The 21,603-nt window shown below is 63.6% G+C and carries 19 protein-coding genes and 3 pseudogenes; 16 read left to right on the plus strand and 6 right to left on the minus strand.

The genetic code is table 11. The annotated features are described in order from the left end of the window. Window positions 1-73 precede the first annotated feature (73 nt). The gene (locus QIY50_11480) at window positions 74-634 is read right to left on the minus strand and encodes a WYL domain-containing protein (protein WGV22719.1); all 561 of its coding nucleotides are present in this window, start codon (window positions 632-634) and stop codon (window positions 74-76) included. Window positions 635-841: 207 nt separating this feature from the next. On the opposite strand from QIY50_11480, the gene QIY50_11485 reads away from it, so the two are divergent. From QIY50_11485 to QIY50_11515, 7 genes and pseudogenes are all read left to right on the plus strand, one after another. Then, window positions 842-1,636 carry a tetratricopeptide repeat protein gene (locus QIY50_11485; protein ID WGV22720.1) on the plus strand — a complete coding sequence of 265 codons (795 nt, stop codon included), beginning with the start codon at window positions 842-844 and terminating at the stop codon, window positions 1,634-1,636. A 235-nt stretch (window positions 1,637-1,871) separates the two neighbouring features. Further along, entirely contained in the window at window positions 1,872-2,324 is a 453-nt protein-coding gene (locus tag QIY50_11490) for a winged helix DNA-binding protein (GenBank protein ID WGV22721.1), read from the plus strand. Then, window positions 2,321-4,408: an FUSC family protein gene (locus tag QIY50_11495; protein ID WGV22722.1), complete on the plus strand. Its 2,088-nt coding sequence runs from the start codon at window positions 2,321-2,323 to the stop codon at window positions 4,406-4,408. The genes QIY50_11490 and QIY50_11495 overlap by 4 nt, the downstream gene beginning before the upstream one ends. Further along, window positions 4,405-4,617, plus strand: a complete 213-nt coding sequence (locus tag QIY50_11500; protein ID WGV22723.1) for a DUF1656 domain-containing protein — start codon at window positions 4,405-4,407, stop codon at window positions 4,615-4,617. The genes QIY50_11495 and QIY50_11500 overlap by 4 nt, the downstream gene beginning before the upstream one ends. Further along, the gene (locus QIY50_11505; protein ID WGV22724.1) at window positions 4,614-5,489 is read left to right on the plus strand and encodes an HlyD family secretion protein; all 876 of its coding nucleotides are present in this window, start codon (window positions 4,614-4,616) and stop codon (window positions 5,487-5,489) included. Before QIY50_11500 ends, QIY50_11505 begins: the two co-directional genes overlap by 4 nt. Then, window positions 5,486-6,914, plus strand: a pseudogene (locus tag QIY50_11510) (TolC family protein). Before QIY50_11505 ends, QIY50_11510 begins: the two are co-directional and overlap by 4 nt. Before the next feature lie 121 nt (window positions 6,915-7,035). Then, window positions 7,036-8,010, plus strand: a complete 975-nt coding sequence (locus tag QIY50_11515) for an RHS repeat-associated core domain-containing protein (GenBank protein WGV22725.1) — start codon at window positions 7,036-7,038, stop codon at window positions 8,008-8,010. 150 nt (window positions 8,011-8,160) lie between these two features. Here QIY50_11515 and QIY50_11520 read toward each other — a convergent pair whose 3' ends face one another. Then, complete coding sequence (locus tag QIY50_11520; GenBank protein ID WGV22726.1) at window positions 8,161-8,616, minus strand: transposase; 456 nt, start codon at window positions 8,614-8,616, stop codon at window positions 8,161-8,163. Between the two features lie 296 nt (window positions 8,617-8,912). On the opposite strand from QIY50_11520, the gene QIY50_11525 reads away from it, so the two are divergent. Next, the gene (locus tag QIY50_11525) at window positions 8,913-10,856 is read left to right on the plus strand and encodes an FTR1 family protein (GenBank protein WGV22727.1); all 1,944 of its coding nucleotides are present in this window, start codon (window positions 8,913-8,915) and stop codon (window positions 10,854-10,856) included. A gap of 34 nt (window positions 10,857-10,890) precedes the next feature. Here QIY50_11525 and QIY50_11530 read toward each other — a convergent pair whose 3' ends face one another. Both QIY50_11530 and QIY50_11535 read right to left on the minus strand, forming a co-directional pair. After that, window positions 10,891-11,136 (minus strand): TIGR02647 family protein, encoded by a 246-nt coding sequence (locus QIY50_11530; GenBank protein ID WGV22728.1) that lies wholly within the window; start codon window positions 11,134-11,136, stop codon window positions 10,891-10,893. Between the two features lie 70 nt (window positions 11,137-11,206). Beyond that, window positions 11,207-11,509: a hypothetical protein gene (locus QIY50_11535; protein ID WGV22729.1), complete on the minus strand. Its 303-nt coding sequence runs from the start codon at window positions 11,507-11,509 to the stop codon at window positions 11,207-11,209. A gap of 147 nt (window positions 11,510-11,656) precedes the next feature. Between QIY50_11535 and QIY50_11540 the strand changes: the two genes are divergently transcribed. Continuing rightward, complete coding sequence (locus tag QIY50_11540; protein ID WGV22730.1) at window positions 11,657-12,319, plus strand: glutathione S-transferase; 663 nt, start codon at window positions 11,657-11,659, stop codon at window positions 12,317-12,319. 105 nt (window positions 12,320-12,424) lie between these two features. On the opposite strand, the gene argH is transcribed toward QIY50_11540, so the two are convergent. Then, on the minus strand, window positions 12,425-13,819 hold the full coding sequence (gene argH / locus QIY50_11545) for an argininosuccinate lyase (GenBank protein WGV22731.1): 1,395 nt from the start codon (window positions 13,817-13,819) through the stop codon (window positions 12,425-12,427). 296 nt (window positions 13,820-14,115) lie between these two features. On the opposite strand from argH, the gene QIY50_11550 reads away from it, so the two are divergent. The 7 genes and pseudogenes from QIY50_11550 to rsd all read left to right on the plus strand — a co-directional run bounded on the left by QIY50_11550 (window position 14,116) and on the right by rsd (window position 20,570). Then, the gene (locus QIY50_11550) at window positions 14,116-14,859 is read left to right on the plus strand and encodes a LytTR family DNA-binding domain-containing protein (GenBank protein WGV22732.1); all 744 of its coding nucleotides are present in this window, start codon (window positions 14,116-14,118) and stop codon (window positions 14,857-14,859) included. 191 nt (window positions 14,860-15,050) lie between these two features. Then, window positions 15,051-15,993 (plus strand): annotated as a pseudogene (hemC, locus tag QIY50_11555) (hydroxymethylbilane synthase). Beyond that, the gene (locus QIY50_11560; protein WGV22733.1) at window positions 15,990-16,757 is read left to right on the plus strand and encodes a uroporphyrinogen-III synthase; all 768 of its coding nucleotides are present in this window, start codon (window positions 15,990-15,992) and stop codon (window positions 16,755-16,757) included. The pseudogene hemC and the gene QIY50_11560 overlap by 4 nt, the downstream one beginning before the upstream one ends. Before the next feature lie 45 nt (window positions 16,758-16,802). Continuing rightward, window positions 16,803-17,903: a uroporphyrinogen-III C-methyltransferase gene (locus QIY50_11565; protein ID WGV22734.1), complete on the plus strand. Its 1,101-nt coding sequence runs from the start codon at window positions 16,803-16,805 to the stop codon at window positions 17,901-17,903. Beyond that, window positions 17,900-19,140: pseudogene (locus QIY50_11570) on the plus strand (heme biosynthesis protein HemY). Before QIY50_11565 ends, QIY50_11570 begins: the two are co-directional and overlap by 4 nt. A 222-nt stretch (window positions 19,141-19,362) precedes the next feature. Then, on the plus strand, window positions 19,363-19,869 hold the full coding sequence (locus tag QIY50_11575) for a disulfide bond formation protein B (GenBank protein WGV22735.1): 507 nt from the start codon (window positions 19,363-19,365) through the stop codon (window positions 19,867-19,869). A 230-nt stretch (window positions 19,870-20,099) separates the two neighbouring features. Beyond that, a complete protein-coding gene (gene rsd / locus QIY50_11580) occupies window positions 20,100-20,570 on the plus strand; it encodes a sigma D regulator (GenBank protein WGV22736.1) in 471 nt (156 codons plus the stop codon). Between the two features lie 9 nt (window positions 20,571-20,579). Here the strand turns inward: rsd and QIY50_11585 are convergent, their stop codons facing one another. Further along, entirely contained in the window at window positions 20,580-21,218 is a 639-nt protein-coding gene (locus QIY50_11585; GenBank protein ID WGV22737.1) for an FKBP-type peptidyl-prolyl cis-trans isomerase, read from the minus strand. Window positions 21,219-21,603 lie beyond the last annotated feature (385 nt).

The following is a 21,603-nucleotide window of genomic DNA, read 5'->3' on the forward strand; positions in this document are numbered from 1 at the left end:
AGGTACTGCACCGCTCTCAAGGTCGATGGGGATCCTGTGGGAGCGGGCAAGCCCGCGAAGAGGCCGGCACAGGCTATGGATTCTGGTACTGAGCCGCCGCATTGCTGAGAGTCTTGCCAATCTCCTCGCGCAATCCGCCAGGCTGCTCTACCACCACCCCATCACCATGGCTCAACAGCCACCAGCGCAGCGGCCAGCCGTCGCTCACCGTGGCCCGCAACCGATGCCCCTGCTCCAGCGCCGTCAGTTGCATGTCACTGCTCAACGGTGCATCCCGCAACTGCCGCGCCAGCGCATCGCTGATCCGCGCCACCAGCACCACCCCCTCACCGCGGGCCGGTTGCAAGGCATCGCCACGCAGGTACGTCAGCAGGTCGAAATTGCCGCGCAACTCACCCACGGCGCTTGCCGACCAGTGCCAGCCAAACGGGATGCTCTTGTCATTGCGCTCCAGCGGAAAGATCAGCGACAGCTCATTGAGATCGCGCTCGACAGTGCGTTTGCTGACAGTGAAGCCCACGTCACGCAGGCGCCAGACCAGCTCGGCGCTGGTGATGCCTGGGGAACGGCTGGGCAGCTGGCGCAGCAGCGCCCACTGCCGGCTGAGGGTGGCGCGAGTGGTGGCGAACGGCAAAAGATAACGTCCTTGTCTAGGCTTGCCGCAATAGGATGGCGGCAGGCGTGGGGCATGGCAATTGGCCACAGCCTGCTCAGATCAAGGAAGTCGCATTTGGTTGCCTGGTACCGAATCGTTCGCGACAGGTTTTGACGTGACGTCACGCAGAATCACGCCTCATCACAGCCAAAGGTTGGGGCTGTGCATCGTTCAATGAGGATGAACATGTTTGCTGCCAGCAATATCCATTCGCTGCTTGCCCGCCTTTTGCCCGAGCGGGTCATTGCCCCACCGGCTGCTGTCGGGAGGCGACAGCGACTGTTTGCAGGGATTGGGTTTCCCAGCCAGCGCTCGCTGCTGGTCAGCCGCCTGGACGAAGCCAGCGACTTGCAGGCGGTGTACAGCGACCTGCGCCGCCAGGCCTTGCAAGGCAACGTGGCGGCGCTCAACGACCTTGGCTGGATCTGGCTCAACGGCAAGTACTGGCGTGCCGACACCGGATTGGCCGGCCACCTGTTACGCATGGCGGCTCTGCAGGGCAATGCTGCGGCGTGGTTCAACCTTGGGCAGCAACATTACTTCGGCAAAGGCATCGAGCCCTCTTACGTGCAGGCGGCGGAGTGCTACCGGCAGGCTTTCGAGCGGGGCATGCTGCATGCGGCTGCCGCGCTGGGTGACCTGTACGAGGAAGAGGTGTGTGATAGCAGCCTGCAATGGCGGGTCGACCTGGTGCAGGCTTACCAGTGGTTCTTGCGCGGGGCCGAGCGGGGCGAGGCGCGCTGCCGTTTCGAGGTGGGTTACCGGTTGATGCACGGGCTGTACGTGGAGGCTGATCTCAAGGCAGCGTTGTACTGGCTGGAGCTGGCGGCAGCGGCGGGGGTAGTGCAGGCGGCCGAGGAACTGGCGGTGCACTTCAGCAGCCGTGACGCGGGCCGCTATCAGGAGTGGCGTGACCGGGCGGTGCAAATGGGCAGCACGCTGGCCTTGACCATGAAGCTGGAGGACCAGATACAGCCCTGAATTTACTGTTGCCTGCCCGGGCCCTTTCGCGGGCTTGCCCGCTCCCACAGGGACCGCACAGGACCTGAAATTTGTGCAACTCTCCTGTGGGAGCGGGCAAGCCCGCGAAAGGGCCAAGAAGGTAAACGCATGAACAACATTTCACCCAAGCTATCCGTCACCCCCGGTTGACGACAGGGGGAGGCACAGGCGTATATTGATAGTTAGCAAACTATGAATATCCTTGGTTCCTGTCATGTCCCTTGATCTCCTGCGCCTGCAAGTCAGCAGTGGCATGGTGGTTGCCGCTCGCCACTGGCGGCGCCTCTGCCATACCGCTCTGACCGGTTACGGTATTTCCGAGGCCTGCGCCGCGCCGTTGCTGATGATCGTGCGCCTTGGCGACGGCGTGCATCAGGTGGCCGTAGCCCAGGCCGCCGGCCTGGAAAGCCCGTCGCTGGTGCGCCTGCTCGACCAATTGTGCAAAGCTGGCCTGGTATGCCGCAGCGAGGATCCGCTGGATCGCCGCGCCAAGGCCCTGAGCTTGACCGCTGAAGGCCGCGCCCTGGCCGAATCCATCGAAACCGAACTGGTACGCGTGCGCCGCGAGGTACTGCATGGCATCGACCAGGCCGACCTGCAAGCCGCGTTGCGCGTGCTGCGTGCCTTCGAAGCCGCCGGTCTGGGCAACACAGGCGGGGCTGCATGAACGGTTTCTTCAGCTCGGTGCCCCCGGCCCGCGACTGGTTCTATGGCGTGCGAACCTTTGCCGCGTCCATGATTGCCCTGTACATCGCCCTGCTCATGCAGTTGCCGCGCCCCTATTGGGCCATGGCTACGGTGTACATCGTCTCCAGCCCGTTCCTCGGTCCCACCAGTTCCAAGGCCCTGTACCGTGCCGTGGGCACGCTGCTCGGTGCCGGCGGGGCGATCTTCCTGGTACCACCGCTGGTGCAGTCGCCATTGCTGCTGAGCATCGCCATCGCCCTGTGGACCGGCACTTTGCTGTTCCTCTCGCTGAACCTGCGCACCGCCAACAACTACGTGCTGATGCTCGCCGGCTACACATTGCCGATGATCGCCCTGGCGGTGGTCGACAACCCGCTGGCAGTGTTCGACGTGGCGTCTTCCCGCGCCCAGGAAATCTGCCTGGGAATTGTCTGCGCGGCGGTGGTCGGGGCGATTTTCTGGCCACGCCGGCTGGCGCCGGTTGTGGTCGGTGCCACCGACAGCTGGTTCACCGAGGCGATCCGCTACAGCGACACCTACCTGGCCCGCGATGTCAGCGCCGACAAGGTTGGCGGCATGCGCGGGGCGATGGTTGCCACCTTCAACTCGCTGGAGCTGATGATCGGCCAGCTCGGCCATGAAGGCGCCGGTCCGCACACCCTGAAGAACGCCCGTGAGTTGCGCGGGCGGATGATCCACCTGCTGCCGGTGATCGACGCCCTTGATGACGCCCTGGTGGCCCTCGAAGGCCGCGCCCCGGCTCAGTTCGCTCTGTTGCAACCGCTGCTCGATGCCGCCCGCGAATGGCTCAAGGGCACCGCCGACAGCGCCTCGGTCGCCCGCTGGACCGCCCTGCACGAACAGATCGAGCGCCTGCAACCTGGCGCCGCGGCCCTCGACCAGCGCGCCGATCTGCTGCTGTCCAACGCCCTGTATCGCCTGACCGAATGGGCCGACCTGTGGCAGGACTGCTGCAGCCTGCAACATGCCCTGCGCAGCGACGATTCCAAACCCTGGCGCGCGGTGTATCGCCACTGGCGCCTGGGCCGCCTGACGGCGTTCTTCGACCGTGGCCTGATGCTGTACTCGGTGGCCTCCACCGTGCTGGCGATCATCGTCGCCTGCGGCCTGTGGATCGGCCTGGGCTGGAACGATGGCGCCAGCGCAGTGATCCTGGCCGCCGTGTCGTGCAGCTTCTTCGCTGCCATGGACGACCCGGCGCCGCAGATCTACAGGTTCTTCTTCTGGACGCTGATGTCAGTCATCTTCTCCAGCCTGTACCTGTTCCTGGTGCTGCCCAACCTGCACGACTTCCCGATGCTGGTGCTGGCCTTCGCCGTACCGTTCATCTGCGTCGGTACCCTGACCGTGCAGCCGCGCTTCTACCTGGGCACCTTGCTGACCATCGTCAACACCTCGACCTTCATCAGCATCCAGGGCGCCTACGACGCCGACTTTTTCACCTTCCTCAACTCCAACCTGGCCGGCCCCGTGGGGCTGCTGTTCGCCTTCATCTGGACCTTGGTGATGCGCCCGTTCGGCGTGGAACTGGCGGCCAAGCGCATGACCCGCTTCGCCTGGCGCGACATTGTCGAGATGACCGAACCGGCCACCCTGGCCGAGCACCGTCAGGTGGGCGTGCAGATGCTCGACCGCCTGATGCAGCACCTGCCGCGCCTGTCGCAAACCGGCCAGGACAGCGGCGTGGCATTGCGCGACCTGCGCGTTGGGCTGAACCTGCTCGACCTGCTGGCCTACATGCCGCGTGCCGGCCAGCAGGCTCGCGAGCGCCTGAACACGGTGATCGAGGAAGTCGGCGCGCACTATGCCGCCTGCCTGCGCACCGGCGAGCGTCTGCACGCCCCGGCCGCGCTGCTGCGCAACATGGAGCGCGCGCGCCTGGCGCTGAACCTTGATGAGCTGTACGAGCGCGGTGATGCCCGCACCCACCTGCTGCACGCCCTGAGCGGCCTGCGCCTGGCGCTGCTGCCGGGGGTGGAGGTGATGCTCGAGCCAGCCGAACAACCGCAACTGCCCCCCGGCCTCGACGGAGCACCCTTGTGATTGGTGAACTGGATATCAGCGGGGTGTTCCTGCCCACGCTGCTGGTGATGATGTTTGGCACCTACCTGCTGTTCCTCGGGGTGCACGCGGTGCTGGTGCGCCTGCATTTCTACCGCCTGGTCTGGCACCGGGCGTTGTTCAACGTTGCCCTGTATGCCGTGCTGCTTGGTGCGGTGGACCACTTTTGCCGAAACCTGATGCTGCCATGAAAAAACCTTTGCTGACTTTGGGCCGTGTGGTCCTGACCTTGCTGGTAGTGACCTTCGCCGCCGTGCTCGTGTGGCAGATGGTGGTGTACTACATGTTCGCCCCCTGGACCCGCGACGGCCACATCCGCGCCGACGTGATCCAGATCGCGCCGGACGTATCCGGGCTGATCCAGAAGGTCGAGGTGCGTGACAACCAGACGGTCAAGCGTGGCGATGTGCTGTTCACCATCGACCAGGACCGCTTCACCCTGGCCCTGCGCCAGGCCAAGGCGACCCTGGGCGAGCGCCAGGAAACCCTGGCCCAGGCCGCCCGCGAAGCGCAGCGCAACCGCAAGCTGGGCAACCTGGTGGCCGCCGAACAGCTGGAAGAAAGCCAGTCCCGCGAGGCCCGTGCCCGTTCCGCCGTCAGCGAAGCGCAGGTGGCCGTCGATACCGCCCAGCTCAACCTCGACCGCTCGGTGGTACGCAGCCCGGTGGACGGTTACCTGAACGACCGTGCACCGCGTAATCACGAATTCGTCACGGCCGGCCGCCCGGTGCTGTCGGTGGTCGACAGCGCCTCGTACCACGTCGATGGCTACTTCGAGGAAACCAAGCTTGGCGGTATCCACATCGGTGATGCCGTGGACATTCGCGTCATGGGCGACAACACCCGCCTGCTTGGCCATGTGCAAAGCTTTGCCGCCGGCATCGAAGACCGCGACCGCAGCAGCGGCGCCAACCTGCTGCCCAACGTCAACCCGGCGTTCAGCTGGGTACGCCTGGCCCAGCGTATTCCGGTGCGCATTGCCTTTGATGAAGTGCCGCAAGACTTCCGCATGATCGCCGGGCGAACCGCTACGGTGTCGATCATCGAGGGCCAACGCCCATGAAACAGCTGATCCTGGCCGGGCTGTGCCTTTCGCTCGGGGCCTGCATGATGGTCGGCCCCGACTACGAAGTACCGAAGGACGCGGCGGTGCAACGCAGCGACCTCAACGGCCCGCTGCGCCAGGATGCCGACAGCGTGGTCTCGGCACCGGTGCCCGAGGACTGGTGGCAGCTGTACCAGGATCAACGGCTGAACGAGCTGGTGCGTCAGGCCCTGAGTGCCAATACCGACCTGCGCGTAGCTGCTGCCAATATTGCCAAGGCCCGTGCCCAGGTCGAAGTTGCCGAGTCGCAGGGTGGCTTCAATGGCGGCGTCAAACTGGGTGCCCAGCGCCTGCAGGAGTCGGGCGAAGCCTTCCTGTTGCCCGAGAAGGTGCCGGTGGCCAACATCGGCGAGGCCATTATCAGTGCCTCGTACCAGTTCGACCTGTGGGGCACCTTCAAGCGTGGCACCGAGGCCGCCAAGGCTAATGCCGACGCAGTGCAGGCCGCCGCCGATACCGCCCGCATCACTCTGGTGGCGGACGTGGTCAAGGCTTACACCCAGGTGTGCTCGGCCAACGAGGAATACCATATCGCCCGCGAGTCGCTCGACCTGCAGGAGCAGAGCGTGAAGCTCAACCAGCGCTTGCGCGATGCTGGCCGTGGCGACGAAACCCAGGTCACCCGCTCGCAGACCCAGTTCAAATCCTTGCGCGCCGAACTGCCACGCTTCAAGGCGGAGCGCGAGACTGGCATGTATACCCTGGCCGCTTTGTTGGCCAAGCCGGTCGACCAACTGCCTGCCGGTACAGCCGATTGTGCCGAGCTGCCGCACCTGAAGCAGCTGGTGCCGGTGGGCGATGGGCGCTGCACTGCTCAAACGCCGCCCAGATGTGCGTCAGGCCGAACGCCAGCTGGCTGCTGCTACCGCCTACATTGGCGTGGCCACAGGCGCCCTGTACCCGGATATCAGCATCGGCGCTCAGGTGGGCACCATCGGTATCCTCGAGAACCTCGGTGAGCCGTCTACCAACCGCTGGGGTTTTGGCCCGCAGATCAGCTGGACCATCCCCACCAACGGCACCCGCGCCCGCATTCGCATGGCCGAAGCCTCGACCCAGGCAGCCTTGGCGAATTTTGATGGGGTAGTGCTGAACGCCATCCGCGAGACCCAGACCCGTCTGGCGCAGTACAGCGCCCTGTTGGACCGGCGTGACGCGCTGACTGAGGCGGAGAAGTCGGCCAAGGAAGCGGCGGACCAGACACACCGGTATTACCAGGCTGGGCGTGAGTCGTTCCTGGCGGACCTGCAGGCGACTCGGACTTATACCGATATGCGTGCGCAGTTGGCAGCGGCCAATAGCCAAGTGGCGTTGGGGCAGATTGGCGTGTTCCTGGCGTTGGGTGGGGGGTGGAAGGCAAGTGCGGATGTACAGCCACGCTGACAGAACGATTGTTCAAGTCTGATGGCTGGGGGGGGAACTGATTGCCCTTGATAGTGTTGCTAGTTACTCAGCTGTTTGAAAGTTCGCCATGCTCTGCCTGACTTAACCAGGCAGGTGGAACATGGAAATATCTACTTATGCTGTATCCGGTGGCTCGGTAAAACTCTTTTACAGGCAAAAGGAGTTGGCCAAAGAAGTGGGAACATCGAATGCACGCTCCCTTGTGAGTGACGGGCGGACCACTGTCGCGCAGGTCAATGGCGGGCAAAAATCCGGCTTGGTCTTGCTGGCGGCGGACTCAATGCACAGTGTCATTGAGGCGCAGGCAGGGCACTATCGTGCTAAGTTCAACTATCCACCCTACGGATTCACTGCTCCCCAGCCCTTCGTCGCGGCAGGTTTCAATGGCCAGCCTCGTGACTGGCTGACGGGCTGCTATCTGCTGGGGGCCGGCTACCGGGCTTTCAGCCCTGTGCTGATGCGCTTCAACAGCCCGGACAGTTGGAGCCCGTTCGGCAAGGGCGGGTGGAATAGCTATGCCTATGTTTCGTGTGATCCAGTTAACTTCTGCGATCCTACAGGGCATGTGAAGTACCCGCAGAGAACGCTGCTGCGGCCTGCAAAGCGGCCTGATTCGTTAGCTGTGCCTTTGCAGCAGATAAACGCTCCCGTTGCACCCGCACCACCGAAATCTCGATCAAGTTCAAGTGGGTCGACCTCTTCGACGTCAACGACACCCTCGACCCCTTCAGTGGGAAGTTCGCCCAGAAGTGATCGGTACAGTTCGCAAAGTTCTTTGTTCTCCAGCACATCCTCAGGGAATGGCCGAGGGTGGACGTTGGATAAATCGAATGCACAGTTCAAGTTGTCCGGGCTTTCAGAGGCTGAGCAAAGATCTTTCGACATTTTTCAGAATGCCATCTATCACTTGGGAGCATCACCAAAGAGCGCAGCAATGCTGATGGGTGGGGCCGATTACAAACAGCTCGACAAGAAAACCAACCTCTACCAGATTCGCCTGAGGAAAAGTGAGCGTGTGACGTTCACCATCGAAGACAAGCGAGCGATCATTCGCCAGGTAGGTGGGCATACATGACATTTCCGAACCTGAAACCAGACCCCGGGGCCGCTGTGCGGCCCATCGCCGGCAAGCCAGCTCCCACAGGTACTCTACTGCCTTAAAGTTCAGTGATTTACTTGTGAGAGCTGGCTTGCCGGCAATAGGGCCCTCACAGGCGATACACGATCAGAGCCAGATCGCATCCCAATGCGGATAATCCCCAGCCCTCGTAACCAGCCCCGCCCGCTTCGGGTTCATGACGATGTACCGCGCCACATCTTGTACATCCTCCTCCCGGCGCAAGGCCCGGTCATGAAACCCCTTCTGCCAGAGCTGACCGCTTCGCCCTCGATGCCTGTTGATCATCATGGTGCTGCGGGACTTCACCCGGCGCATCAGGCGCTTCAGGCTGGCGGGCCCAAGCTCGACCAGCCAGTGAAAATGATCTGGCATCACCACCCAGGCCATCGATCGGGCGGCACCTTCCTCCTCAGCCTGGCGGAGCTCTGCCACCAGCAAACGGGCCGAGTGAAAGTCATTAAAGATCGGGGCCCTGTTAAGGGTGGTGCTGGTAAGCAAATACAATCGGCTGGTTTCCGAAAACCGGCCAAGCCGTAACTGGTCTGAATGGGGACGATCCATGTTCCCTGCCTCCTGATGATTTGTTGATCAGGCTAGTGGCTATGAATGTGCTGGTGATGAATCAATTGGTACCCGGTGTTTCCAGTGATATCGGTGCAGCCTTCATCGCCGGCAAGCCAGCTCCCACAGGTCCAGCACTGGGCCTGAGGGCAGCGCGGTACCTGTGGGAGCTGGCTTGCCGGCGATGAGGCCCTGACAGGCAACACAAACAGCCTCTCCCGCTTCATCTGATTTGTAGCAAGATTTTTCATGAAATCCGCCCGGCGCCCTTGAGCGAAGCAAAGTGGAAGTGAACAATGTTCTCTTTCGCATTCCCTTCGAGACTGGCCATGAAAACCCGTTCCCGTCTGCTTGCCTTGCTGCCGGTTATATTGCTCGGCCCGCTGCTGGCGCTGTGCAGCACCCTGGCGTTGGCCGAAGCCCCCGCCGAGGCCACCAAGGCCCTGCACCTGCTGGACTACATTGGCGCCGACTACCCGCCCACCGTACAAGACGGCAAGGTGATCGACGATGGTGAATACCGCGAGCAGCAGGAGTTCAGCGCGGTATTGGCCGACTTGGTCAAAGGCCTGCCTGCGCATGCTGAACAAGCAGCCCTGGAGCAGGGCGTCCAGGCGCTGCGCCAGGCCATCGACCAGCGCCAGGACGGCCCGGCTGTTGCCAAGCAGGCCCGCCAGCTGGGTGCTCGCCTGGCGGTAGCCTATGAGGTCAGTCAGGCTCCGGTGATTACCCCAGACCCGGCCCGTGGCGCTTCGCTGTATGCGCAAAACTGCTCGATCTGCCACGGCGACACTGGCGCCGGCGACGGCCCGGCCGGCGTGGGCCTGGAGCCTGCACCCGCCAACCTGCGCGATGTTTCGCGTCTCGACCAGTTGAGCCTGTTCGATCTCTACAACACCTTGGCGCTGGGCATCGACGGCACCGAGATGCCTTCGTTTGCCGATCAGTTGGACGATCGCCAGCGCTGGGATGTAGCCGCCTACATCGCCAGCTTCACCGCCAAGCCGGAAGCCGGCAAAGGCGACAAGACCTGGAATATCGCCGACCTGGCCCGCCAGACCCCGGCCGAAGTCGCCGCCAGCGAAGGCCCCACGGCCGTGGAGGCCTTCCGCGCCCAGCGTGCGCAGCCGCCGCAGGTCAAGCGCGGCCCGGCGCAATTGCTCGAATACACCGCCAGCACCCTGGACAAGAGCCTGGCCGCCTACCGGGCAGGTGACCACGACCAGGCCTATGACCTGTCGGTGGCAGCCTACCTGGAAGGCTTCGAACTGGTGGAAAGCTCGCTGGACAACATCGACACCCAAGCGCGCAAGGACACCGAGAAATCGCTGATGGCCTACCGTCAGTCGCTGCAGGACGGCCTGCCCGTGGCCCAGGCCGAACAACGCCTGAGTGAAGCCAAAGCCAAGCTGGAACAGGCTTCCAGGCTGCTGGGCAGCGATGGCCTGAGCTGGTCGCTGAGCTTTGTCTCCGGCTTGCTGATCCTGCTGCGCGAAGGCCTGGAGGCGATTCTGGTGCTCGCAGCGATCCTGGCCTTCCTGCGTAATACTGGCCAGCAGTCGGCGGTGCGCAGTGTCAATATCGGCTGGGGCCTGGCGCTGGTGGCCGGTTTCGCCACCTGGGCCCTGGCGGCCTACGTGATCGACGTCGGTGGCGCCCAGCGCGAACTGCTGGAAGGCTGCACGGCGCTTTTCGCCGCGGTGATGGTGCTGTGGCTTGGCGTGTGGATGCACGACCGCCGCCATGCCGCCGCCTGGCAGGACTACATCAAGAGCAGCCTGGTCAGTGGTGGCGGGCGCTTCGGCTTTGCCGTGCTGGCGTTCTTCTCGGTTTACCGCGAACTGTTCGAAGTGATCCTGTTCTACGAAACCCTGTGGCTGCAGGCTGGCCCAGCGGGGCATCAAGCGGTGCTGGCGGGTGGTGCCACGGCGCTGGTGCTGCTGGTGGGATTGGCCTGGGTGATCCTGCGTGGCTCGGCCAAGCTGCCGCTGTCGCTGTTCTTCAGCATAAACGCTGCGCTGCTATGTGCCTTGTCGGTGGTGTTCGCCGGGCATGGCGTGAAGGCCCTGCAAGAGGCCGGAGTGCTGGGCACGCGGCCGGTGGCGTTCTTCGAGTTCGACTGGCTGGGGATTCACGCTGACGCCTATTCGCTTTCGGCGCAAGTGGTGGCCTTGCTGGCCATCGTATTCCTGTACGGGCGCTCGCGCCTGGTGGAAAAGCGCAGGGTAGCGGCCAACTGATTGGGGCTGCAGCGCAGCCCCTTGCAATCCTGGATCAGGCCGGTTGTGGTGCTTTGAGGATGTTCTGCAGCAACTGGACACTTTCGACAGCGTCATGACCCAGGCTGGTCAGGTAGCCGCCATCAGGTTGATCGGTCAGCCCCTTTTCATGCAGGCGTTGCGCAGCGGCAACCAGAGCGGGGGAGGCGTTCTTGTGAATCTTGATGCCTTCCTGGCTGCTGTCGTGCTTGAACAGCGAAAGTACTTCCAGTTCAGCGATCAGATCGGGGGTAAAAGGCATGGCGACTCCTGACTTCCAGACAAGGATGGCGGCACCGTTCCACGGTGCCTGATCTTCGAGTGTAGCCGGGTTATTCGTCCTCGCCTTGATCCATCTCAGGCGGCAGTTCCGGCAGCGCACGCAGGGCATTCTCGTACCACTCGCGGTCGAACTCGCGTTCTTCCATCAGCATATTGTCAATTTCGAAGGCCAGTACATGGGCCATCAGGTTGAGAATGTCTTCGCGCTCGTAACCGACCAGGGTCAGTTTGTTGAACGTGGCTTTCGCCGCCGCCGGGTCGCCGCTTTCGATCTGGTTCTCGATGGCCTGGGTCAGCGTTGCCTCGGCGAAGGCTTCGTCGTCGTCAATGTCGATGTCGGTGGGCTCGCTCATGGCGGTACTCCTGGGATGGGATGCACAGTGTGCCACGCCTGTGGCGCCAATGCCCGGGCATTGACAGGGTGCATGACACTGGTCAGGAGTGGGCGATCGGTCTATAAAAGCCGGGCCAACCCCTTACGGCCTGGAGGCTGTTACCTCATGCTCAAGCTTCATGGATTCTCGGTCAGCAACTACTACAACATGGTCAAGCTGGCCCTGCTGGAAAAAGGCCTGCCTTTCGAGGAAGTCACCTTCTATGGCGGCCAGGCGCCACAGGCGCTGGAAGTGAGCCCGCGAGGCAAGGTGCCGGTGCTGCAGACCGAGCACGGCTTCCTCAGCGAAACCAGTGTGATTCTCGACTATATCGAGCAGACCCAGGGCGGCAAGGCGCTGCTGCCGGCCGACCCGTTCGGGCAGGCCAAGGTGCGTGAACTGCTCAAGGAAATCGAGCTGTACATCGAGCTGCCGGCGCGTACCTGCTATGCCGAGTCTTTCTTTGGCATGTCGGTGGAGCCGCTGATAAAGGAGAGAGCCCGTACCGACCTGCTGGCCGGTTTTGCCACGCTCAAACGCAACGGCCGCTTCTCACCCTATGTAGCGGGTGAGCAACTGACCCTGGCAGACCTGATGTTCTGCTTCTCGGTCGACCTGGCCTGTGCCGTGGGCAAGAAAGTGCTGAACGTCGACTTCCTGGCGGACTTCCCGCAGGCCAAGGCGTTGTTGCAGCTGATGGGCGACAACCCGCACATGGCGCGGATCGTGGCGGACAAGGAGGCGGCGATGCCGGCCTTCATGGAGATGATTCGTAGCGGTAAACGCTGAGCCAGGTGTTGGCCCCTTCGCGGGCATGCCCGCTCCCACAGGGAAATGCTGTACCTGTGGGAGCGGGCGTGCCCGCGAACGAGGGCAAAGCCCTCGCAATGGGCCTTAACGCGAAGCCAGCAGCGCCTTGCCGCGGGCAACGGCGGCACGCACCTGCGCCGGCGCGGTACCACCAATGTGGTTGCGGGCATTCACCGAGCCTTCCAGGGTCAGCACGGCAAACACGTCCTGCTCGATCTGGTCACTGAACTGGCGCAGTTCGTCCAGGCTCATCTCTGCCAGGTCCTTCCCGGTGTCCACCCCATACTTCACCGCATGGCCCACGATCTCGTGGCAATCACGGAACGGCAGGCCACGGCGTACCAGGTAGTCGGCCAGGTCGGTGGCGGTGGAGAAACCGCGCAATGCCGCTTCACGCATGATTGCATGCTTGGGCTTGATCGCCGGGATCATGTCGGCGAAGGCACGCAGCGAGTCGCGCAGGGTGTCGGCGGCGTCGAACAGCGGTTCCTTGTCTTCCTGGTTGTCCTTGTTGTAGGCCAGCGGCTGGCCTTTCATCAGGGTCAGCAGGCCGGTCAGGGCGCCGAATACACGGCCGCTCTTGCCACGTACCAGTTCCGGCACGTCCGGGTTCTTTTTCTGGGGCATGATCGAACTGCCGGTGCAGAAGCGGTCTGGCAGGTCGATGAACTGGAACTGCGCGCTGGTCCACAGCACCAGCTCTTCGGAGAAGCGCGACAGGTGCATCATCGCCACGCTGGCCGCGGCGCAGAATTCGATGGCGAAGTCGCGATCCGACACGCCGTCCAGCGAGTTGCCGGCCACGGCTTCGAAGCCCAGCAGCTTGCAGGTGAGTTCGCGGTCGATCGGGTAGGTGGTGCCGGCCAGTGCGGCGCTGCCCAGGGGCATGCGGTTGGCACGCTTGCGGCAGTCGACCAGGCGCTCGTAATCGCGGCTGAGCATTTCGAACCAGGCCAGCAGGTGATGGCCGAAGGTGACCGGCTGGGCCGTCTGCAGGTGGGTGAAGCCAGGCATGATGGTTTCGGCTTCACGCTCGGCCTGCTCCAGCAGGCCCTGCTGCAGGCGGGTAATCTCGGCCAGGATCAGGTCGATTTCGTCACGCAGCCACAGGCGAATATCGGTGGCCACCTGGTCGTTGCGGCTACGGCCGGTGTGCAGCTTTTTGCCGGTGATGCCGATACGGTCGGTCAGGCGTGCCTCGATATTCATGTGCACGTCTTCGAGGTCGACGCGCCAGTCGAAGGTGCCGGCCTCGATCTCGCCCTGGATGGTCTTCAGGCCATCGATGATGGTGTCGCGCTCGGCATCGCTGAGCACGCCGACCTGCGCCAGCATGGTGGCATGGGCGATCGAACCCATGATGTCGTGGCGGTACAGGCGCTTGTCGAAATCGACCGAGGCGGTGAAACGGGCGACGAAGGCGTCGACGGGTTCACTGAAGCGGCCGCCCCAGGACTGATTGGTCTTGTCGGTGCTCATGGATTCACTCATTGCAGGCGTGAACGAAAAAGTGGCGCCGATGATAGCAGGGTTGGGCGGGCCGCCGCAGGGCGCTGGTCGAGAGAAATGCGCGGAAAACGACAGAGAAGGATTTGCAGGAATGAACGGCAGTGTTCCACGGACCGTCTACAGTTGGACAGAGGACTGGCAGTGAATCTGCCGGCCGAGTGAATCTTTGGCCATCGCACCGGTCTAGAGCGTGACCTTTGTGTCGCTCGAACCATACCTGTCTACGCTATACCTGTGCGAGACTCATTCAGGAATCCAGCGCAATTATGAATGTCCTGATCGTTGATGACGAACCCCAAGGCCGTGAGCGCCTCAGCCGGCTGCTCGGCGAACTGGAGGGTTACACCGTGCTGGAGCCTAGCGCCACCAACGGCGAGGAGGCCTTGGCGCTGATCGAAAGCCTCAAGCCCGATGTGGTCCTGCTGGACATCGGCATGCCAGGCCTGGACGGCCTGCAGGTTGCTGCTCGCCTGTGCGAGCGCGAGGCGCCGCCGGCGGTGGTGTTTTGCACCGGGGACGACGAATACGGTGCAGAGGCTTTCAAGGACAGTACCCTCAGCCATGTGACCAAACCTTTTCAGGCCCAGGCCTTGCGCGATGCCTTGCGCAAGGCTGAAAGGCCCAACCGCGCCCAGTTGGCGGCGCTCACCCGGCCGGCCAATGAAGGTGGCGGCCCGCGTAGTCACATCAGTGCCCGCACGCGCAAAGGCATCGAGCTGATCCCTTTGCCCCAGGTGATCTACTTCATTGCCGACCACAAGTACGTGACCTTGCGCCACGAGGCCGGGGAGGTGCTGCTCGACGAGCCGCTCAAGGCCCTGGAAGACGAGTTCGGCGAACGCTTCGTGCGTATCCACCGCAACGCGCTGGTCGCCCGTGAGCGTATCGAACGCCTGCAGCGTACGCCGCTGGGGCATTTTCAGCTGTACCTGAAAGGCCTTGACGGCGACGCCCTGACCGTCAGCCGACGCCATGTGGCCGGTGTGCGCAAGATGATGCAGACCCTCTGAGCCTGTACCGGCCCAATCGCCGGCAAGCCAGCTCCTACAGGTATAGCGTCAGCCTTGAGCCTTGCACGGCCCCTGTGTGGCTTGCCGGCGATTGTGTCGGTACAGGTAGGTACAGGATCCTGATCCACATCTGCTAGCGATACCGGCGATGCTGTTATCATCGACAGCATTTCTCTGGATCGGGGCGTTTCATGTCCACTCGCGAAATCCGCATTGCCACCCGTAAAAGTGCCTTGGCCTTGTGGCAGGCCGAATACGTCAAAGCCCGCCTCGAGCAGGCCCACCCCGGTCTGCTGGTGACCCTGGTGCCCATGGTCAGCCGTGGTGACAAGCTGCTCGACGCGCCACTGGCGAAGATTGGCGGCAAGGGCCTGTTCGTCAAGGAACTGGAAACTGCCCTGCTGGACAATGAAGCCGACATCGCCGTGCATTCGATGAAGGACGTGCCCATGGACTTCCCCGAAGGCCTGGGCTTGTACTGTATCTGCGAGCGCGAAGACCCGCGCGATGCCTTCGTCTCCAACCGTTTCGCCAGCCTCGACGCGCTGCCGGCCGGCAGCATCGTCGGCACCTCCAGCCTGCGTCGCCAGGCCCAGTTGCTGGCGCGTCGCCCGGACCTGCAAATCCGCTTCCTGCGTGGCAACGTCAACACGCGCCTGGCCAAGCTGGATGCCGGTGAGTACGACGCCATTATCCTCGCCGCCGCTGGCCTGATCCGTCTGGGCTTCGAAAACCGCATCACCTCCACCATCAGCGTCGATGACAGTCTGCCGGCTGGCGGCCAGGGCGCGGTGGGCATCGAGTGCCGTAGCGCCGACCAGGAAATCCACGCGCTGCTGGCGCCGCTGCATCATGCCGATACCGCCGACCGGGTAGTGGCCGAACGCGCCCTGAACAAACGCCTGAATGGCGGCTGCCAGGTACCGATTGCCTGCTATGCGGTGCTGGAAGGTGACCAGCTGTGGCTGCGTTGGCCTGGTTGGCCAGCCCAGCGGCGGCACCCTGCTGGCGGCCGCTGCCCGCGCGCCACGTACTGCCGCCGAAACCTTGGGCGTGCAGGTGGCCGAGGATCTGCTGGGGCAGGGCGCCGAGGCCATCCTCAAGGAAGTCTACGGCGAGGCCGGCCACCCGTGAGCTCATGGCGCCTGTTGCTGACCCGGCCTGCCGAGGACTGTGCGGCACTGGCGCAAAGCCTGGCGGCGGCAGGGGTGGCCAGCAGTTGTCTACCGCTGCTGGCGATCGAGCCCGTCGCTGTGGATAACCAGCAGCGCCCAGTGCTGGAGGGCCTGCAGGGCTACCAGGCGATCATCGTGGTCAGCAAGCCGGCTGCCCGGTTGTTGCTTGAGCAACTGACCGATGCCGGCCTGCAGCCCCCCGTGCAAGGCTGGTTCACTGTGGGCGAAGCGACCGCCGCCGTGCTGCAGGGGGCGGGTCTGGCGGTGAGCGTGCCGCCACGTGGCGATGACAGCGAAGCGTTGCTGGCGCTGCCGGCCCTGCGCCAGGCAGTTGCCGTGCCGGCGCCACGAATCTTGATCGTTCGTGGCGTTGGAGGTCGCGAACTGCTGGCAGAGCGTCTTGCAGAGCAAGGTGCTAGTGTCGATTATCTGGAACTGTATCGTCGCTGCCTGCCGGCTTACCCGGCGGGCACCCTGATGCGCCGCATCGAAGCGGAACGCCTCAATGGCCTGGTGGTCAGCAGTGGGCAGGGTTTTGAACACTTGCAGCAAATGGCCGGTGCCGATTGGCCGCAGTTGGCGCGCCTGCCGCTGTTCGTGCCCAGCCCGCGGGTCGCTGAACAGGCCAGGGCCGCCGGGGCCCAACAGGTTGTGGATTGTCGTGGCGCCAGTGCCACGGCCTTGCTGGCAGCCGTGCAGCGCAGCGCTGCACCTGCCTCTTAAGGCGCTAAGCTGAACGCGATGCGCCCCCATGCAAAGGATGGATACGTGAGCGAGACTGTCTTGTCCAATAACGATCAGCCGTCGGCACAGGCGCCGGCGGAACCCGTCACCGCCCCACCTGCCAAGCGCTCCGGCAGTGGCCTGGCAACACTGGCCCTGCTGTTGGGCGCGGCCGGAGTGGCGGTAGGTGGCTGGGGTGTCTGGCAGGTGCGTCAGCTGCAAGGCAGCGAATTCAACCAGGGCCAGCACATCGAGGCACTGAACCAGCGCGCCGAGGCCCTGCAGCAGCGTGAGCAGCAGATCAGCGCGCAACTGGCCAGCCTGCCGGCGGCCAGCGAGCTGGAAGACCGCCGCCGCCTGGTGGCACAGCTGCAAGGCGACCAGCAACGCCTCAGCCAGCGCCTGGAAACCGTGCTAGGCGAAAGCCGCAAGGAATGGCGCCTGGCCGAGGCCGAGCACTTGCTGCGCCTGGCCACCCTGCGTCTGTCTGCGCTGCAGGACATCACCAGTGCCAAGGCCTTGGTCGAGGGGGCCGACGAGATCCTGCGCGAGCAGAGCGACCCGGGTGCCTTCGCCGCCCGTGAGCAGCTGGCGCGCAGCCTGGCCACGCTCAACAGCACCCAGCAACCGGACCGTACCGGTCTGTTCCTGAAACTGGCCGCCCAGCGCGAACTGGTGCAGCAACTCAGCGCCCAGTCGCCGGAATTCGACACCAATGCCGATGCCCTGGGCGCCCTGACCGCCGATGGTGATGGCGCCAGTCGCCTGTCGCAGTGGTGGGCCGAGATCTCCAAGTACTTCCAGATCGACTTCAACGCCGATGACAACGTGCGGCCGCTGCTTGCCGGGCAGCAACTGAACCAGCTGCGCCTGGCCCTGAGCCTGACCATCGAGCAGGCCCAGTGGGCTGCGCTCAATGGCGATAGCAAGGTCTACACCCAGGCGCTGGACGACGCCCGTAGCGTGCTGCTGGCCAACTTCAACGCCGACAACCCGCAAAGCAAGGCCATGCTGGACAGCCTCAATGCGCTGGCCGAACAACCGGTGTCGGTGGTTACCCCTGACCTCAGCGAAAGCCTGGCGGCAGTGCAGGCCTATATCCAGCGCCGCCACCTGCCGGCCGAGGCTGAAGGGGGCAAGCCATGAAGCGTGTCTACCTGCTGGCCGTGCTGGCGATCGTGGTCGCCGCAGCACTGGGTATCGCGGTTGCCAAGCACAGCGGCTACGTACTGATTTCCTATGGCAGCTTCCGCTACCAGTCGGGGCTGTGGGCGGCCCTGGCCGGCTTGCTGGCCGTGCTGCTGCTGCTGTGGCTGGTGCGCTACCTGGTCGGGCTGGTGCTGACTTCCAGCGGCGTGGTCAACCCGTGGTCGCGGCGTAATCGCAGCCGGCGCGTGCGCCTGGCCATCGAGCAGGGCCAGCTGGACCTCGCCGAGGGCCGTTGGGCCAGTGCCCAGCGCCACCTGCACCGTGCCGCAGAGGCCGAGCGCCAGCCGTTGCTGTACTACCTCGGTGCTGCGCGTGCAGCCAACGAGCAAGGCCGGACCGAAGACAGCGACAACCTGCTGGAGCGCCTGCCCTGGAGCGCCAGCCGCAAGCGGAACTGGCAATCGCCCTGACCCATGCGCAGTTGCAGATGGACCGTGGCGAAAGCGATGGCGCGCTGGAGACCCTGCTGGCCATGCAGGAGCGCCACCCGCACAACAGTCAGGTGCTGCGCCTGCTGCAGCGGCTGCACCTGGAGCGCGGCGACTGGTCGGCACTGATCCGCCTGCTGCCCGACCTGCGCAAAGGCAAGGTACTGCCGGCCGCCGAGCTGGCTGCGCTGGAGCAACGTGCCTGGGGCCAGAACCTGAGCCTGGCCACCACCCGTGGCGAAGACGCGCAAAGCGCCCGTCAGGCCCTGGAGCGCGCCTGGCAGCAACTGACTGCGGCTCAGCGCCAGGAGCCACAGCTGGTGCTGGCCTATGCCGAACAGTTGCGCCAGGTAGGGGCCCAGAGCGAAGCCGAACAGGTGCTGCGCACCGCCCTCAAGCGTGACTACGAAAGCCACCTGGCCCGCCTGTACGGCCTGGTGCGTGGCGATGACCCGGCGCGCCAGCTGCAAACTGCCGAAGGTTGGCTCAAGGCCCACCCGCAAGATGCCAGCCTGCTGCTTACCCTGGGCCGCCTTAGCCTGCAGAACCGCCTGTGGGGCAAGGCGCGCGACTACCTGGAAAGCAGCCTGCGCATGGAGCGCAACCCCGAGGCCTGCGCCGAGCTGGCACGCCTGCTCGCCAGCCTTGGCGAGACCGAACGCAGCAACCAGCTGTTCCAAGAGGGCCTCGGTCTGCTGGACGAGCGCCTGCTAGCCCTGCCTTTGCCAGAAGGCGTACGCGCCTGACCTACCCTCGGGCCCGTGCCAAGGTGCGGGCTCCGGGGGCGGGTAACTTGTCCACCGACGTAAGTTAGATCTGCAGTCCATTTCTTCAGATGTTTCCTACCGAATGGCTGGAAATTTCCTCCGCGATTCAGCGACTTGTCGTTGCTGTCGCGCCTTGAAACAAAGCGTGTCTTTCCTCTACCGTTTCAAGTCACTTCCATTATCCCGGGACCTTCACCGCCCATGCTGCCGGCCCGTTTGCGCACCTTTTTCCTACCTGCCTGCCTCGCTGCACTGGCGGTACTGGCTGCGTCCTTGCACCTGGAAAACGCCCTCGGCCTGGTGCCATGCCCGTTGTGTTTCAGCCAGCGGTTGTTGCTGGGCCTATACGCGCTGCTGTGCCTGACGGCAGTGCTGCAGGCGCCGGGTACGGCGGGCATTCGCTGTTACGCGCGGGTGACGCTGGCCTGTTCGGCTGCCGGGGCGTTGCTGGCAGCGCGACATGTCTGGTTGCAAGGGGATGCCAGGGCCATTCCTGTCTGCCCGATGCCGATCGGGCGTCTGTTCGAGCAGTCCTGGGGCGAGGCGGTTCGGCAACTGTTGCTCGGCGGCCCGGATTGCAACGCGCTGACCTGGAGCTTTCTTGACCTGACCCTGCCCGAGTGGAGCCTGCTGGCCTTCCTGCTGCTGGCGGCGCTGCCCTTGAGTTGCCTGCTGGCGTATCGTTTCCGCAGCCTGGCGAGAACATGACCTGGCGCAAGGTTGCGCCATTGGTGCGACCAATGGCCATGTAACAGGGTATTAAACACTTGTATGAACTTTGTCCGCTGCGTACCTTGAAGGCCAGACCGCGCGGGAATAATCTCCCAGCACGCATACCGAAAACACAACTGCTCGATGCCGTCTGCTGATGTCACCTTTGTGCTGCACGGTCGTGGTGCGAGGTGCAGCGGCATCTACCCAGAAGGGAAGAGATCGCCATGCTCGATAGTTGTCAGAACGCTCAGGAACGCTGGGGTGGGGTTCACAAGCTGATCGACCGCTGGCTGGAGGAGCGCCAGGAACTGGTGCAGGCTTTTCGCGCGCTGCGCGACGCCAAGCCGGCCTTTGCCGACAAGGACACGAACGGGGAGTTTTGCGCGCTCCTCGTCGACTACGTTTCGGCGTGGCATTTCGAAGTCTGCGAGCAGCTGGTCAGTGAAGCAAAGGCCTTCGGAGACGAGAAGGCGCTGAAACTGGCCGAAGAGATCAACCCACGGATCAACGACAGTACCCAGATCGCACTGGCCTTCAATGACCATTGCGCCAAGGGTGAGTGCAAGGACACCCAACGCTTTGCCGAAAAGCTGGGCAAGCTGGGTGGCCTGCTGCACGAGCGCTTCGAACTGGAAGACTGCCTGATCGAAGTGTTGCACAACGCGCACAAGGAAGAAGGCGCGGTCCAGGCCTGAGTATTGGCGTCAGTCGCCAACCGCCAGCAGCTCGATCTCGAACACCAAGGGTGTGTAGGGTGCGATCAGGTCACCTGCACCCTCGGCGCCATAGGCTTGTGCCGACGGGATCACCAGGCGCCATTTGGCGCCAGCGTGCATGTTTGGCAAGGCCACCTGCCACCCTTCGATCACCGAATCCAGGCTGAACCACTGGGGCGTCTGGTTCTGGTCGAACACCGAGCCGTCTGGCAGCCTGCCTACATAACGCACCTGCACCTTGCCACCGGCCTTGGGCTGCGCGCCCGTACCTGCTTGCAGTTCGCTGTAGAGCACACCCTCCGGTAGTTCGTGCACACCATAACGACCACGCTCGTTGGCCATGAAGCGTGTTTCGGCAGCCTGCAGCTTCTGCATGGCGGCATCGCCTTCCTGCGTTTCATGCTGCTGGAGCACGGCCTGCATGCGTGCCTTGTCGAGTTTCAGCGGTTGCCCCTGGTAGGACTGGCGCAGGCCTTCGACCAGCGCATCCAGTTGCAGGCCCGGCATCTCCTGGCGTAGCCGCTCACCCAGGCTGGCGCCTAGGCTGTAGGCAAGGTCATGTTCGTCGCTGTCGGCCAGGGCGAGGGGTGCCAGCAGGCATAAACCGAAAACAAGATATCGAGGCATGGTCAGTTCCTGCGCCAGTGAGCGGGGAAGTATGCCAGTGTTTCGACAGACTTCTGTTTTGTATCAACCAGTACTGGCCCTATCGCCGGCAAGCCAGCTCCCACCTCGATCGCGCCTGCCTTCAAGGCCTGTGCAGTACCTGTGGGAGCTGGCTTGCCGGCGATGAGGCCAGTACAGGCAGACAATTGTGCCGACATGGAGAAGGTTGTGGGCGATAGGGCCGGTACCGATAACTGCCAAATATCAGCAATGATTTATTCAGCAACTACACTTGCTCGGAGCTGCAAGATAACAACTTTGCCCAGGCATGCAACGCGGCGTAAACAATACTGTCAACATGCCCTAGCGGCGGTAGCAGCAGAAGCATAGTATGAGCCGCAATCTC

The sequence above is a fragment of the Pseudomonas putida genome (assembly GCA_029953615.1).
Lineage (GTDB): Bacteria > Pseudomonadota > Gammaproteobacteria > Pseudomonadales > Pseudomonadaceae > Aquipseudomonas.